13 protein-coding genes are annotated in these 14,780 nt (G+C 42.7%); all 13 read left to right on the top strand.

The features are described 5' to 3' along the window. The first annotated feature begins 91 nt into the window (after positions 1 to 91). Positions 92 to 502: a hypothetical protein gene (locus N483_RS13905; protein WP_023399357.1), complete on the top strand. Its 411-nt coding sequence runs from the start codon at positions 92 to 94 to the stop codon at positions 500 to 502. A gap of 92 nt (positions 503 to 594) precedes the next feature. Continuing rightward, positions 595 to 1,560: a hypothetical protein gene (locus tag N483_RS13900; RefSeq protein WP_023399358.1), complete on the top strand. Its 966-nt coding sequence runs from the start codon at positions 595 to 597 to the stop codon at positions 1,558 to 1,560. After that, entirely contained in the window at positions 1,553 to 2,518 is a 966-nt protein-coding gene (locus tag N483_RS13895; protein ID WP_023399359.1) for a hypothetical protein, read from the top strand. Before N483_RS13900 ends, N483_RS13895 begins: the two co-directional genes overlap by 8 nt. Before the next feature lie 6 nt (positions 2,519 to 2,524). Then, a complete protein-coding gene (locus tag N483_RS13890; protein ID WP_023399360.1) occupies positions 2,525 to 3,364 on the top strand; it encodes a hypothetical protein in 840 nt (279 codons plus the stop codon). 13 nt (positions 3,365 to 3,377) lie between these two features. Next, entirely contained in the window at positions 3,378 to 5,015 is a 1,638-nt protein-coding gene (locus N483_RS13885) for a S1 family peptidase (RefSeq protein ID WP_036976145.1), read from the top strand. Positions 5,016 to 5,420: 405 nt separating this feature from the next. After that, the gene (locus N483_RS13880; protein ID WP_023399362.1) at positions 5,421 to 7,160 is read left to right on the top strand and encodes a phage tail sheath family protein; all 1,740 of its coding nucleotides are present in this window, start codon (positions 5,421 to 5,423) and stop codon (positions 7,158 to 7,160) included. Between the two features lie 127 nt (positions 7,161 to 7,287). Then, positions 7,288 to 7,734, top strand: a complete 447-nt coding sequence (locus tag N483_RS13875) for a phage tail protein (protein ID WP_023399363.1) — start codon at positions 7,288 to 7,290, stop codon at positions 7,732 to 7,734. Positions 7,735 to 7,782: 48 nt separating this feature from the next. Beyond that, positions 7,783 to 8,244, top strand: coding sequence for a phage tail protein (locus N483_RS13870; RefSeq protein WP_023399364.1), 462 nt, complete (start codon positions 7,783 to 7,785; stop codon positions 8,242 to 8,244). A 12-nt stretch (positions 8,245 to 8,256) separates the two neighbouring features. After that, the gene (locus tag N483_RS13865) at positions 8,257 to 8,502 is read left to right on the top strand and encodes a hypothetical protein (RefSeq protein ID WP_023399365.1); all 246 of its coding nucleotides are present in this window, start codon (positions 8,257 to 8,259) and stop codon (positions 8,500 to 8,502) included. Positions 8,503 to 8,504: 2 nt separating this feature from the next. Continuing rightward, positions 8,505 to 9,242 carry a hypothetical protein gene (locus N483_RS13860; protein WP_023399366.1) on the top strand — a complete coding sequence of 246 codons (738 nt, stop codon included), beginning with the start codon at positions 8,505 to 8,507 and terminating at the stop codon, positions 9,240 to 9,242. Between the two features lies 1 nt (position 9,243). Then, positions 9,244 to 10,830, top strand: a complete 1,587-nt coding sequence (locus N483_RS13855; protein ID WP_023399367.1) for a phage baseplate assembly protein V — start codon at positions 9,244 to 9,246, stop codon at positions 10,828 to 10,830. Positions 10,831 to 10,843: 13 nt separating this feature from the next. Beyond that, the gene (locus tag N483_RS13850) at positions 10,844 to 11,245 is read left to right on the top strand and encodes a GPW/gp25 family protein (protein WP_023399368.1); all 402 of its coding nucleotides are present in this window, start codon (positions 10,844 to 10,846) and stop codon (positions 11,243 to 11,245) included. Positions 11,246 to 11,392: 147 nt separating this feature from the next. Continuing rightward, entirely contained in the window at positions 11,393 to 14,779 is a 3,387-nt protein-coding gene (locus N483_RS13845; protein WP_023399369.1) for a hypothetical protein, read from the top strand. Position 14,780: the final 1 nt, after the last annotated feature.

Genomic DNA, 14,780 nt, shown 5'->3' with positions numbered 1-14,780 from the left:
CGTAAATCCAGCACAGTATTTGTTTTAAAAGTCTGAGTAAATTCGTGTTGTTAGATGTTTAACTATTTATTGATGGTGCCGGGTAAAAGCAATGATAAAAATTCTTAACGAAAGTACGGTCTTCAACTTGCTGCTAGACAAAGGTGTATTGGTTGTGCCAACAGCAGGACCACTAGAAGTCGCATCTCAGGGAATGATTTGTCATGGTGAGATAGCTGTGCAAGACGATATCGAAAAGTTTCTGACGAAAAAGGTCAATATGTCACCTTACATTAACGGTGCATATGCGGCAGGCGGCACAGTGACGTTCAGCGCTATCAATGACATTGTTTTATCTGAAGTAACGTTCAAAGGAGGGGCGCCAATTGTGCTCAAAGGAGATATTGTGTGTGCATTAAGTGTGATACCAGCACTCAATCCACAAGGAGTACCAGATCCAGGCCCCCCCACTGAGCTTACGGTTAAATTTGAACCAACACAACCTATTGTTATTTCTAAATAAAATTATTGCGTGGTTGTTTTTTTGTTGCATTTAATTTTCATTTTATATACAAAAATGGGCGCTATCGCTTGCAGGCTACGAAAGGATATCCAATGACTTATGTAAAACTCAGTACTTATTTTAGCCTAGCTATTGTGGTTGTGGCGCTGTCTGGTTGCTATAAAGAAGGGCTTATTAGAGGGAGCAATGAGCTTTTGCTCAATGGCAGTCTTTTGAAAGGACCTCTCGCAAATGCTTCAATTACCGTTAGTGATATTAATCACTTAACTGTTTGGCAAGGGCAAAGCAATGAGCTTGCGCAGTTTGAAAGTCAATTCAGTGTTCATGAAAATAGCTTATTTCATATCAAAATAGATGTACTAGATAATACCACTATGGTCTGCGATGCCGCAGAGTGTTTTGATCGTAATGGAAACTTAATCGCCAATTACCAAGAAGTTGTTCCTGCGTCAGAACTGACTGGGTTGAGACTCAGCCATTTGTCATCGTCCAACACCGAGCGTAACTCACTGCAAGTAAACGCATTGACAACTTTAGTTTATGACCAGCTCGTGAATCAATTACAGGATGGTGTTAACCAAAATGGGGTTGATTCGGCCTCACTTCAAGCAAGTCGGTTAGTTTTGACCGCGCTGAACTTGAGCGAGGATGATATCAACCTTTTGGACAGTACTTTGTCACAGGTTGAAAAGGTAAATGAGTCTTCAGATCAAACAATGACGACCTTAAGTCTTGTAAATGCGTCGATTGCAGAAAACATCACTTTATTGACCCCTTTGTCCTCGGCTATCAGCCAATTTGTATCTGAGCCCGATAATCACCAAGTCCAAGATACTTTGTCTGATCTTAAAACGTCAGTAATGGCAAGTGCCGTTAAGCTTGCGCAAAGTGGCTTAGTTAAGGGCGTGCCTGCAACGGTTGAAGAGTCACTTTTTGAAGCGCAAATAAACGCAATTGATTTTGAGTCGCTGCAAAAACAAAGTACCGAGCTACAGATGCAAATTCAGGCAGCCAATGCGGCGGCCTCGTTAACGGGGGCGACCGGTGCAAATGGCTAAAAAGAATCTGTTATCACGGCTAAGAAACGTGTATTTTCTCTCGCTAAGCTTGGCGGCGCTAATTTTCAGTGTAGATGCTGAAGCTCAACCGCTATTTGCTTTAAAGAAGAAACCAACTAGCAGCCAACCTTGGTATAAAAAAGTCAATTATTTCAGCAATGTTGCCGTTTTCAATCAATCTCTTTCGTTGTCGAAACAGCCAGTAAATGATGCGGTGATCAGTGATACATTCGAAGGCGACTCAAATACCTTAGAAGGTCGTTTTTCTGTCGGTGGCAAGCTGTTTGCAAATTCCTCAATCTATGGAGAGTTAACTTTAGATCAAACGGCATTGAAGGGTCGAATAAATCGTAAAGGCGCGGCAAATTTTTCCGATTCTGTGGATTACCATAGATACAAATCTAGGTTTGAGCTTTTTTATGAGTATGCGCTGCCTCATGGGTTCTCTGGCGGTATAGATCTATATTTGGGTTCTGAAAGGTATCAGCATCGAGAAAACCATGTAACAGATAAGGAGTTTGGTGGAGCCCTCTTGCTGAGCCATGTTCAGTATTTTCACCTTGCTCATCTAGATTTTGATTATGTCATGAGCTATCGAAAACTAAATTTTGGCAGTACTTCTCTTGTTGATACTAGTCAGGTATATCACTCGCTGCTGGCCGAGTATGGCCATCATTTTTCAGAACAGCTGACAGGCTATATTGGTGGCCGTTTTTCTGTCTTTCCAAACTATAATAAACAAAGCTATTGGGGCAGCAGTAGGCAATATGTGTTGATGTCAGAAGTAGAATATCGGCTTACTTCCAGTTCCCTAGTTGCTGTTAAATATGAAAAGTTATGGTTGAGTAAAAACCGCTATACCCATACGGTATCAGCCCAATACGAGTATAAATTTGGCAGTAAAAAAACGAAAAGGCGCAAAAGGAAATATAAAACGCCCAATTTATTAATAAGGTAATTAGCTTTGGAAAACCAAGTAAATCTAAAAGTAGCAGTGTTTGGTGGAGCGGGTATTGGGTTACTGTTCGGTGTCGTCATGGGGACCAGCGTGACGCCAACCGTGACTATTTTACTTGGTGCCTTGACCACTATTTTAGCGGCAATTTTGGGGCTAAACGATCGTCACTTTAACGATGCAAAAGCAGCACGAATAGGCGCATTCGGCATCGCATGTGTAATCGGTGCATATTTGGGCATTTATGTGCGCTCGCATAACCTGTTAGCGCCATCTTTAGTTGAACTGAAAGCCCAGTATGTAGCTGCGGGGTATACTGAACAACAGGCGTTGCAACTACTGACTTTGAAAGAGTTTGGAATGCAATTAGATAACGCCTATGTCGATGATGAAATGCCGATTAAATCTGAATTTCGTTTTTCTGATCAGGCGGTAAATATATCAAATCAACATAGCAGTTTGCTGTTTAGTTCTAGTATCGTCGTGAATGGGTGTGATGAATTGTCCTACACGGATGGCAGTTTAGAGCTTGACGAAATCGTTAATAACTTCGAGTTAACAGGCGGAGTGTGGGCGACCTTGAGTGAAGCTATTGTTTCTGAGTTTGAGGGTTCTGAGCAAAAGAAAATGTTACTGGTGATCCGCGATTCTGTATGTGCTCATCAACAAGAGAAAATGCCATGTATTGGCAAGTCACAGCTAACAGATTTGCAGAATTTTACGCAGGTAAAGAGCGTGTTCGGGGCTCCTTGGACACATATTTACAAGCGCTTTGAAGAGCAAACATTAACAGAAAACAGCAAGCTACGTGGAGTTAGTTTAGTCCATGAGATGCTTTGTCCTGTCTGACAATGGAACGATGATGGGAAAGTTAATATGTAGACTAAAGCTGTTGATATGCATACTGGTTTCGATTCAGACACTGGCTAATATCAATCCTGAACAGCTTAGCTTGAGTACCGTAAGAGTGGTTGTCAAAAAGCCCCACAATGAAATGAATGTAGCCTCGGGATTCTTGTGGCAAAAACCCCAGTGGGTTGTTACTTCGTTACATGTATTAGACGCACATGCCAAAAGTCGGATCATTATCGAATTTGGAAAAAAGAAACGCTTAGCGAAGGTATTGCGAGTGTTGCCTGAGGCGGATTTAGTGCTGTTGGAAGTAACGAAGCCACCAAAAGGGTGGTTACCTGTGACCTATTTCAAACAAACTAAGCCAAAGTATCGTGAGCACGTAACTGCACTGGGCTTCCATCATGGCGCTTTAGCAATGAGTACGAGAGAGCTGCTAAAAGGGTACGCAAAACCCGAAACTTTAAAACAGTTTCTGCCACCTTATGCTGTAGAAACACTAAAGAAAACGAATATTCCAGATATTGAATTTCCAATATATTATTTGGATGGTAGTTTACTCCCTGGCTTTTCTGGTGCGCCGGTATTTGATAACCAAGGTAAATTGGTGGGTATAGGGAATGGGGGTTTGGAAAATGGGGCTGCCAACGTGAGTTGGGTTATCCCGGCAACAAATTTGACTGCCTTGGTAAATTCCAAGCAGAGCACATTGCCAGCGGGGTTGCATAAGACTTCAAAGCTATTCACCTTAGATAAAGTGCAAACAAAAGCAACGCTCAATAGTCCGCCGAAACGGCGTATTGTGTTCAAGTCATTTGACGTAATAGCTTGGCTATTTGCACCTGCCTATGCAGCTTCTGATGAGTGGGACTTTGGCAGCAATTTAGTGGCTGAGCCAAGTGTAGTTCAGTATCAAAATTTCGAATTTTATAAAATTAAAACGCGCAGTATGTCTGAGCTTATTTCAAGTACTGCAACGCCTAGCGAACTGCACAGTATTAATCACTTGTTCAAAGCAATATTTGGTGAATTTAGCATTGATTTCGAAGCGACAAAGTTCGATATTTACAGCGATGCCTACTATGGCATCAATATTGTTGTTCCAGCTGGTGCCCGACTGTATGTTGATGAGCAAGGGTATTTGTTAGCGAAGAGCACCAGCATGTGCAGGCTGTGCTATTACGAGTTGCAGTACCATGCACGAACACTTAGCGATAAAAGTCAGAATGCTTTGATTCAGTCACCAACGGCTTTTTTTGACGAAAAATTAACGCAGCATTGGCAGGAGCTTAATGACGAAGGCGAATTTGAAGAGTATGTTGATTTTCGGCTTTTGACTAAGTATGGCGGCAAACGATTTGTTGCCAATGCCCTTTTTGCAAACTTTAATGAGCCGCTGGTTGAGCGCTACGAAGTTAACTATGTATCGGTTGCGACAAACAGAGAAAGTTGGCTGCAAACACAGGCAATTAATAATCGGTTTGATGCCGAATATATGCAGCAATTATCGACTCATGCCGGGTTAAATTGCCAACGTGTTAACTTGTCCAGTAATGAAGTCCAATTATGCCAATCCCTCGTCTACGCATACACCTTACTTGCGAGTGTACACTTAACAGGCTTTTCTAACCGTTTCTACCCACTGTAACACGTTCTAATTCTCGCTTATGTTTGTCACCTGATTAACTGGTAGCGAGTAGCCTTTAAACTGTTTTTGGCAAATGTACACACTGTTGCTCTATATGATTACCCCTCATCTTTATTATTTTAAGTACTTAAAAAACAGCTATTTAAAAAAAGATCAGATTAATTTTCACAGCTTCCTACCCATGGCGTCATAGCAATACAAATTAATTAATAACACACATCGGTTGGGACTGATGTGGCGGAGCCGTGGAAACGCTCTTTGTTTTCGAGGCGCAGAGAAAAGGGTGGGTTTGTTCCCATTGATTTGCCACCTGAACTGTGATGACCGAGCAGCTTTGCGCCTCTTTTTCCCAAATTCTTGCCGAACCGGCTAATTAGAATGTAATTATCAACGTAAGGAAATATTATGCCTCAATATAAAACCCCAGACGTCTATGTCCAAGAGAAGTCAACACTGCCACCATCAGTTGCAGAAGTGGCAACTGCTATCCCTGCATTTATTGGTTATACAACTAAGCTAGATGATGAAGGTAACGTTGCTTATATGAATTCCCCTGTGCGCATTACTAGCATGGTGGAGTTTGAAGCTGTTTTTGGTGGTGCATACCAAGAAAGTTTCGCAGTTGCACCAAAAGCTTCTGGTGGCTTTAACGTCACCTCAGACGGCGCAAATTTAGCGGACGCGTTCTTCTTTTTACACCAAGCGGTAAGTCATTTCTTTGCCAATGGTGGTGGCGCATGTTATGTGGTCAGTATTGGTCAAGCGAGTTCAACGCTTATTACAAACAGTGAACTTCAAAGTGCGCAAGCAGATAAATTTACCGCTGCAATTGCACTGTTGAATAAAGTTGACGAAGTAACCTTAATCTCTTGTCCAGAAGCCATTGGCCTGAGCACAGTTAAGCACTACGAAGTACAAAACAAAGCACTTGTTCATGCTGAAAAGAGAATGGATCGTTTTGCATTGGTTGACGTTCAAATGCAAGCAGACTCTATGAGCATTGACCCAATTTCTGATGATGCAAAAGCGCTAAGAGCTGGCGCAACGCTGGGTCTAAAATATGGTGCTGCGTACTACCCGTATTTAACAACAACAATGGCACGTACTTATGATGCCAAGCAAGTTGTTGTTAAATCACCATTGATGGCGCAAGTACTTTGGCCAAAGGATGAAACAGCGCATACATTGGTCTCTTTGAAAGCCGATGGTACCTGGGAAGATATTGCCAAAGATTATTTATCTCCAAATAATGCAGAGAGCGATTATGGTAACGCGACAGCGTACGATCCGTCTGGCAAGCAATACCTAACTGCGGAAACTGTATTTATCGAAGCTGGTGACGGCGCTGCATATTACCGCCTAACTGATGGTAAAGAAGTTGTACTTGTAGATGGTGAAATCAAAGATAAAGAGCAAGGCGGTAGCGTCGTGATCAATGACGTGTGCGAGCTTTTAGATGTTACTTTACCGACACTACAATTGGCTGCTATCGGCGACCCTGCTTATCCGTTCTCATCAGCAGATGTATACAACCAAGTAAAAGCTGAACTTGGTAAAAACTACCTGGACCTTCCTCCTTCACCTGCTATCGCTGGTGTGATGGCTAAAACTGACAAAGATCGTGGTGTATGGAAAGCACCAGCTAATGCGGCGCTTGCGCAAGTATTAATGCCAAAACTGGCTATCGACAATACAGAACAAGAAAACCTCAACGTAGATGCAACGTCCGGTAAGTCTATTAATGCTATCCGTACATTTGTTGGCAAAGGCACTTTGGTGTGGGGCGCGCGTACGCTTGCTGGTAATGACAACGAGTGGCGCTATGTTTCTGTTCGCCGTTTATTCAACATGGTTGAAGAGTCAGTACAAAAAGCAACGCACTTTGCGGTATTCGAACCAAATACACCGTTCACATGGTTAAAACTCAAAACCATGATTGAAAGTTACCTAGAAAACCTTTGGCGTTCAGGTGCATTCTTTGGCGAAACGCCAGAGCAAGCATTCTTTGTCAATGTGGGCCTAGGTCAAACCATGACTGAGGACGACATCAATAATGGCTTAATGAATATTGAAATTGGCCTTGCGGCAGTTCGCCCAGCTGAATTCATTGTTCTAACTTTCTCTCACAAGAGCCTAGAAGGTTAATAATCAACGCCTTTTTTGGGCAATTAGCTAATCAAACATGTCTATTTGACGCCTTTTTAGAGCGTCAGATAGACCACAATTATCACTACAGCTTGGCTGTAAATACCGAATTTTTTGGAGTTATTACATGGCTACTACTAAAGCAGATATCGCAGCAGAATATCCAATTCCCGTCTATCGATTTGTTGTCAGCTTCGGCGAAGAAAGCATCCCGTTTTCAGAGGTGTCTGGTCTAGACATTGGTGTTGAAACTATCACTTACAAGGATGGTTATGGAAAAAAACACATGCCTGGGCAACCAACGGATGTCAACATTACATTGAAGCGTGGTCTAGTTAAGCAGAAGAGCCAATTCTACGATTGGATTTCTTCTATCAGCTTAAACCTAGTGGATAAAAAGGACATCACGATCTCATTGACTAACGAAGACAGATCTCAGCCTATTGTTACTTGGAAAGTGATCAATGCATTTCCTAAGAAACTTACAGCACCTAGCATCAATGGCGGTTCGAATGAAGCCAGTGTTGAAGCACTAGAAATGATGGCAGACGACATCAAGATCGAATTCCATTAATTTTTAATTTTCTTTTAGGGCACGAAAGTGCCCGCTTAGGTGGCTAATATGTTTCAAGATCCTAGAACACCTATGGTTGGGTATCGATTTTTGGTTGGTATCATGGCCGCCGGTGTGCCAAATCCCATTGATATTTTGTTTAAAGAAGTCAGCGGTCTTAAGATGAACCGCACGATTGAATATACCAATAACCGAGTCAGTATCGCCAACCAAAAACAAGCAAAAACATTAACTCTAAAACGAGGCGTGTTTCAAGGTGGTAGCCTTTTGATGCTGCAAAACCTAGTTTTTGGCGATGCATGGAATACTTACTTAGTTAAAAACCACATTTTGATCACCACCTTAGATGACAACTACTTACCATCACAAGCTTGGCTTGTGCAAAACGCATTTTTAGAAAGCTGGGAGTGGGAGGGGATTGATGCGAGCCGAAATGATGTACTTATTGAGTCTCTCAGTTTTAGTTATCGTGATTTGGTGGCAGTGCCTATTCCTGGCTTGCCAGTGTAAGGAGCCTCAAAGATGGAAATTAAGTGCAATCAAGTGCGGGTTAAAGCACGGATCCGTGCTGATCGCCCCGCCCAACCAGCAGAGCCAAGTTCAGGCGGTATGTCCAATGATGCGCAGCAGCAGGCGCCCCAAGCAGAGCACTTTAGCAATACAGTGAGTCGATTTGAACTACAAGACTTATTGTGTCAGTTAGAGTCGGACATAAAACGACATATTGAATTTAGATTTGCGCGGCAAGGAAAAGAAAAAAGGCCCTGATTATGAACAAAGCGGACGGTATTAACGCAAGTGGTTTACCACTTTGCAAAGTGACATTTTATAAAAAAATCGAACGAGGTAATGGCAATAAATTGGGAGAATTAACCTTACCTTATGATCCCAAGTCACTCAACGTGACTCATCAAAATTACCTGATAGAGTCAAAAGCGATTGGCTCTGAGAGTGGCTCAGCCCGCTACCAAAAATCTCCTACGTCAATTTTAACGATTAAGTTTTTGCTAGATGACACGATTATCGAAACGCCTGCGCAGCTTGCAATGGGTATCAGTGGGGAGACCACAACCGAGGACAGTATTCAGCAAATGCTACAGTATGGTCTTGCCGTTCAAGGAGAGACACACTTACCCGCGTTTGTCACTATTATGCCGTTGAACATGGTTCTTAATCATGGCGCAGATGGCGGTTTTCATGGCATGTTTAACGATATTAACGTGATCAGTGAACTAGTTAATGCCAAAGGTAACCGAGTTAAAGCCCAAGTGGAATGTAATATCTCAGAGTGTTTATCTAATAAAGAAATTAAGCTTAGAACAGGCAAAAGCTCACCAGACCTTACCCACGAGCTGCAGTTTAAAGATGGAGACAGCTTAGTATCAGAAGTGGCCTCCATTTATGGTAAAGCAAACTATGTACATCAAGTTGCTAGTGTAAATAGGCTACCTTCGATTCGTAGTGCATCGGTCGGAGAATACGTTATATATCCGCCTTTGGAGCGCTAAAATGGATATTCGATATACGATCTTAGTGGATGGCAGCGAGAAGAAACTAGAGGTCGGTGTGCGAGAGATTAGCACCCACCGAGGGCTCAATCAGATCTCTGAGCTATCGATTGTGTTTGAAGACGGTGATATGGCCGAAGAGGCCTATACGCTGGATCTCAATAAAGATTTTCAGCCAGGCAAGTCTATTGAGGTGAAAGCAGGGTTTGGTGAAGACCCGCAAATTACTTTATTTGTAGGTGTGATAACCGGTGGAAAAATTGGCTATTGCTGCGATCCGTATGTTGAAGTATTTGCAAAAGGAGAAGCCAATAAACTAATTCAATCTAAAATCAGTAAGCTCTACAAACCGGATTCGACCGATACAGATATCATCACTGACTTGCTCAAACCCTGTGCAGGAAAAAAAACCGTAGCTGACAGTAAAATAAAACACTATCAATATCTTATGGTTGAGAAAAAACCATGGGAAGTGATCATGAACCGGATTTTGACCAACGGTTTTGCACTCTACGAAGAGGAAGGGATCCAAATCGTTGATCTCACAAAACATAAACCTGCTGCCACTGAGTTTAATGTCGCAATGGACGGGTGTACGGAGTTTGAATTATGCCTAGATAATAGTTCTTACGCGCAAAAGGTTGATCACAGTGCCTGGGATATAAAAACCCAAGCTTTGTTAGTAGAGAATTATGATTCGGGAGAGAAAAAAGAAGGGGCTGCGGCGGATGTTGTTATTAAATCTCAGATGCCTATTGATAAGTTAGAGCTTGCAGAAAAAGCCAAAGCTGAGCAAGTTTATCGTTTGTTAGATACCAGCCAAGGCCGTATTCAAGTAGATATGTCCGTTGCAACCGCTTTACACAGTTTGAAGTTGTTAGATGCAATCAAGGTATCTGGAGCTGGTGAAAACAACAAAGCCGACTACATGGTGACAGAAATTCATCATCATTTGAGTAACCAAGGTTGGTTTTGTGAATTTACATTGGGCTTATCTTTGACCAAAAGCGGCTGGTCTAAATGGGCTGAGTTGGCACCTACCCCGATGTTAGTTGGCACAGTTGCACCTTTTAAAGCAGATAAAGAGAAACTGCATCGAATACCTATCACACTGAACACGTTAACGACGGAGCCGATTTGGGCAAGGTTATTGACCACCTATGTAGGCAAAGAAGAAGGTTTATTCTTGCCGCCAAACCCTGATACCGAAGTACTTGTCGATTTTATCGGTGGAGACGCTAGGCACCCAGTTATTGTCGGTGCATGTCACAATCCAGTCGCGCCACCTCCGCTAGGCGGGTACAAAAAAGAATACGATGTTCGGGGGTTGTTGTTTAAAGAGCAAGCAACCGCAATTAAGTTCACTTTCAAAGATCCGCATATCATTTTAGAGGGCAGCAAAGAGCACTCAATTTCACTGGGTGACAGCTCAGGTTATGCCTTATCGCAAAAAGATAAAGCAGGTATGACGGCAAAAACAGATGTGGTTATAAAAACCCCTGATGACAGCCAAATTAAAATGGATAAGAGCATTACCATAGAAAGTGCAAAAGTGGTGGTTGCGACGGATAAGATGGAAATAGGATAACGAGGAGTTTTGTATGGACAATTCATTTCTTGGTCGGGGATGGAGTTTTCCCCCGAAGTTCACAAGCCCTGATGCAGGGCCAGACATGGCTAAAGACGAAGAATTAGTAAAACAAGCGATCACTGTAGCATTAAACACGCTGAAGGGGGAGCGACCTTATTGGAGTGAGTTAGGTTCAGGCTTGTCTAACTTCGTTTTTGAAGATGCCAGTGAATCTGCGTTGGTGACGCTGAAGCAAGAGATATCTGCGGTGTTGTTAAACTATGAACCAAGAATTATCTTAGAAGATATTTCATTCGATATGTCAGACGTTTACGAAGGTGCTCTGTTAATAGAGCTGACTTATATGATCCGCAAAACCAATAGCCGAAGCAACATGGTGTTTCCTTTCTACCTTGCAGAGCAGTCAGTTTAAACCCGTTTTTAAACTTTTATTGAACACGTCCTTTTCTTCTTTACTAGCCAAGTATCAAGCAGAACCACGCCGCTTACTTTTAGCAACGGTCAATCAGGCCAAGTAGCGCATAGATGTGCTCATATATAACATTAATAAGGTACTCTCATGACTTTTAAGTCTCGTAGTCAATCACTTGATTCAAAAGAAATAAAGGGGTTAAGTCAAACCGCACGACAGATCCCAGAGCTTTCTAGTGAATTTTTTAACATAGAGCCGCGTACTATAGAACAGTGGCTAAGTTACTTGTCGACGGTTGCACAGCATACTCAATTTATTGGTCAAGCAACTTGGCAGCCTGTTCAGACTTGGTACAAAGTGATCCCAGAGCCTGATAAATTTGCGGCATTAGCAAAGCTAATCGTGTCAGGCAGTGGTGATGCACTAATTAAGGGTTTAGCAAGCAGACCTGATTTGGCTTTATTGCTCACGTTTGTGGATTTATTGCAGCATACTCAGCAGCAATTTAATGGTTTTGTGCAGCGCCACTTAGATCACTACTATCGTGATGTTTTAGGTTTCGACCTGTTAGATGCGACACCTGACTCGGCGCACGTATTAATCGAACTCAACGAAGTTGACTCCTTGACCCTGCAACCAGGTACACAATTTGATGGTGGAAAGGACGAGCACGGACAAGACTTAGTTTACCAACTCTCTGAACCAAGCGCGATTAACCGTGCCGTGGTTGACAATGTCATCACGGTAAACAAAGCAAACGATGACTCAGGTATAAAAATCGGCCGAAATGTTTTGTTGGATACGGTACAAGGGGTAGAACTTGAAAGTAGCGCAATGACTTTTGGTGATATAGAGCAAGCACACCTGCAGCCCCCTGTGGAGATCGGCTTTAAGATTGCCTCTCAAGATCTATTTTTGAGTAGTGGCAAGCGGGTAATAGCACTGCGCTTTTCCACTGATGAGTTTGGCGAAACACCAATAGACTTAAGCTTGTGGCTTGAAAGTTTTGATATTCTGGTGAGCACCGAAGACGGACCTATTCAGCTAGACACACAGCAAGTGTCTTTGAGTAACAATAATGAGCTGGTTATTCTTGTTGATGAACTGTTTGCGCCAATTGCGCCTGTAAAAGATGTGTTTATTGGTCGCGACAAAGTATTGCCTTACATTGCATTTGTGTTGAAGCAATCCAAATATGATGCTCTGTACGCGCTTGATTTGCAAAAAAGAGACGAAACACTTGCCCAGTTAACACGCAGCGAGATACAGGAAATTCAGCTGGCTGCTACGGTATTAGGTGCAGATGGTCTAATTGCCAATAATGGAATTGGTTTTTTGGATACTTCAAAGCCCTTTGAGCCGTTTGGTTTTACTCCTCAACTCGCTGAAAAGTTTGAGTTTACACACCCTGAGCTACTGTGCAAACGGGTTACGAGAGCGAGTATTGAGTTTAATTGGGTAGGCAGACCAGAAGATTTTGATACTCACTATCAGACTTACTTGCTTTACAAAAAAGTTGTCACAAAATCGCCAGTTAATGTCGCAGATAGCAGCGATACTCTTCCTTGGCCGAAAAACCAAGTGCTGATCTCCCAGTCTGATGTAGCTTATAGCAGTGAGCAAACGAAAAAGGTATCAGATCTTTTTTACAATGATCCTGCATGGCAATTATCAGATGAAGATGCGGGGTTAGAATTGTTGCCACTTGTTGCCGTGCAGCAGAGCGAAGAACTACCAGAGCTGGTTAATAACGTTGCCACCAACCGCCTAGTTTTTACCTATGATGATGATAACGGTGGAGCTGATTATCTATCTTTACCTTTTAACTTAACTCAAGCAAAGCAGTGGCCTAAGTGGTACACATTAGAGCTATCTAATCAGGATTTTGGTCACCCACAATACACAAAAGTGTCTGAGTATTATGCATTTCAAAATAGCATGAAGTTAGCTAATTGGGATCCCAATGATGGCGACTTTATTCCGACGCAGGTTCTTGAGCCATACACGCCATTATTAGACTCTGTGAAACTGCATTACCGGACACAAAGTATTTCTCGGGCTCAAAGAGATGCGATAGGCAATGCTATTTGGATAGAGCATATTTCGCCAATTGGTCGTCAGTTGCAGATTTTAGAAACCCAAAATAGCCTTCATTTACTGCCAGAAATTGACGAACTTGGGTATCTATACATTGCGCTTGGCGAACTGCCAACGCCAGGGCAGTGCAGTGTTTTGTTCCAATTGGAAGCGGTGGATGGTTACAATTTTAGCGAACCACCGCAATTTAAATGGGAATACTACAATCAGGGGAGATGGCATCATTTTAGCCGTGATGACTCACAAGGCAGTGATCAAGAAGGCAGGATCTTACAAGACAATACTTATGATTTACTTGATTCAGGGATCATCATTTTTTCACTTCCTGAGTTTGATTTGACGGACCAGTTTAACCAAGATGGGAAAGTGTGGATAAGGGCTGTAATCGATTCAGAAACGCTGGCGGGAGATTACAAGCAACCTATCTACTCAAAACTAAAAGGGGTGTACTCGCAGGCTGTACAAATCACACTTAACTCCACGGAGCATGCGCAATCTCATTATTTAAAACCTCTCGAAGCGGGCAGTATTGGTAAGTTGTTGGTGACGGATCCGTCAATTACGTCGGTTGTTCAGCCATTTGATAGCTTCGGTGCCAAAGTTAAAGAGGACGATACCCGTTTGTATCGTAGAGTCAGCGAACGATTGAGGCACAGAGACAGGCTACTTACTGCGTGGGATTATGAACACTTCATTCTTCAGGCATTTCCAGAGTTACACTCAGTAACGGCATATCAAACAAAAGATGGTGTCAATATCACGGTGATCCCGCTGAACCACGACACGGATATTTTACAACCTAAAGTGCCGCGTTATTTGATGCGTAAAATACAGGAAGAAGTTGAAGCCCGCTCTGTTCCCGGCCTTAACGTCCGTATAGAAGACCCCAAATATGTGGAAGTGCAGCTGGAAATCATTATTCAGATTGATCCTAGATTCGATATTCAGACCACTGTCGTTGAACTCAATGAGCTGATTGTCGAAACGTTAACTCCCTGGAACAAACCAGACTCAGAGCTCTCAAAAACAATCTTCTTAACTGATGTGGCACAAGCTTTGGAAGCTCACCAAGCGGTCAATATGGTGCAAGTTATCCGTGGTAAACGCCTAGGTGAACAAACCAAAGAATACGCACAGATCTCGCCAAAAACTTGTTGCCCAGAAGGTTGTTGCTCTGAGGATTGCTGCCCGGATGGTAGTTGTTCTGATGATTGTTGCCCAGAAGGTTGTTGCTCGAAGGATTGCTGCCCAGAAGATTGTTGTTCAGAGGATGGCTGCCCAGAAGGTTGTTGTTCAAAGAATTGCAACCCATCCGATGGCTGTCGCGAAATACTGGTCCCTACTCGTAACCACAAAATCTCTTTGACCAACGTTGATGGGGATGTGTTTGAAGGGATCGGTAAATGGAAAATTCAACATAACTTTGTTGTGCAGTGAC

Source organism: Pseudoalteromonas luteoviolacea NCIMB 1944 (genome assembly GCF_001625565.1).
Taxonomy (GTDB): domain Bacteria; phylum Pseudomonadota; class Gammaproteobacteria; order Enterobacterales; family Alteromonadaceae; genus Pseudoalteromonas; species Pseudoalteromonas luteoviolacea_F.
Note: the sequence above shows the minus strand (reverse complement) of the source record. Positions and strands in the feature narration are given on the sequence as shown.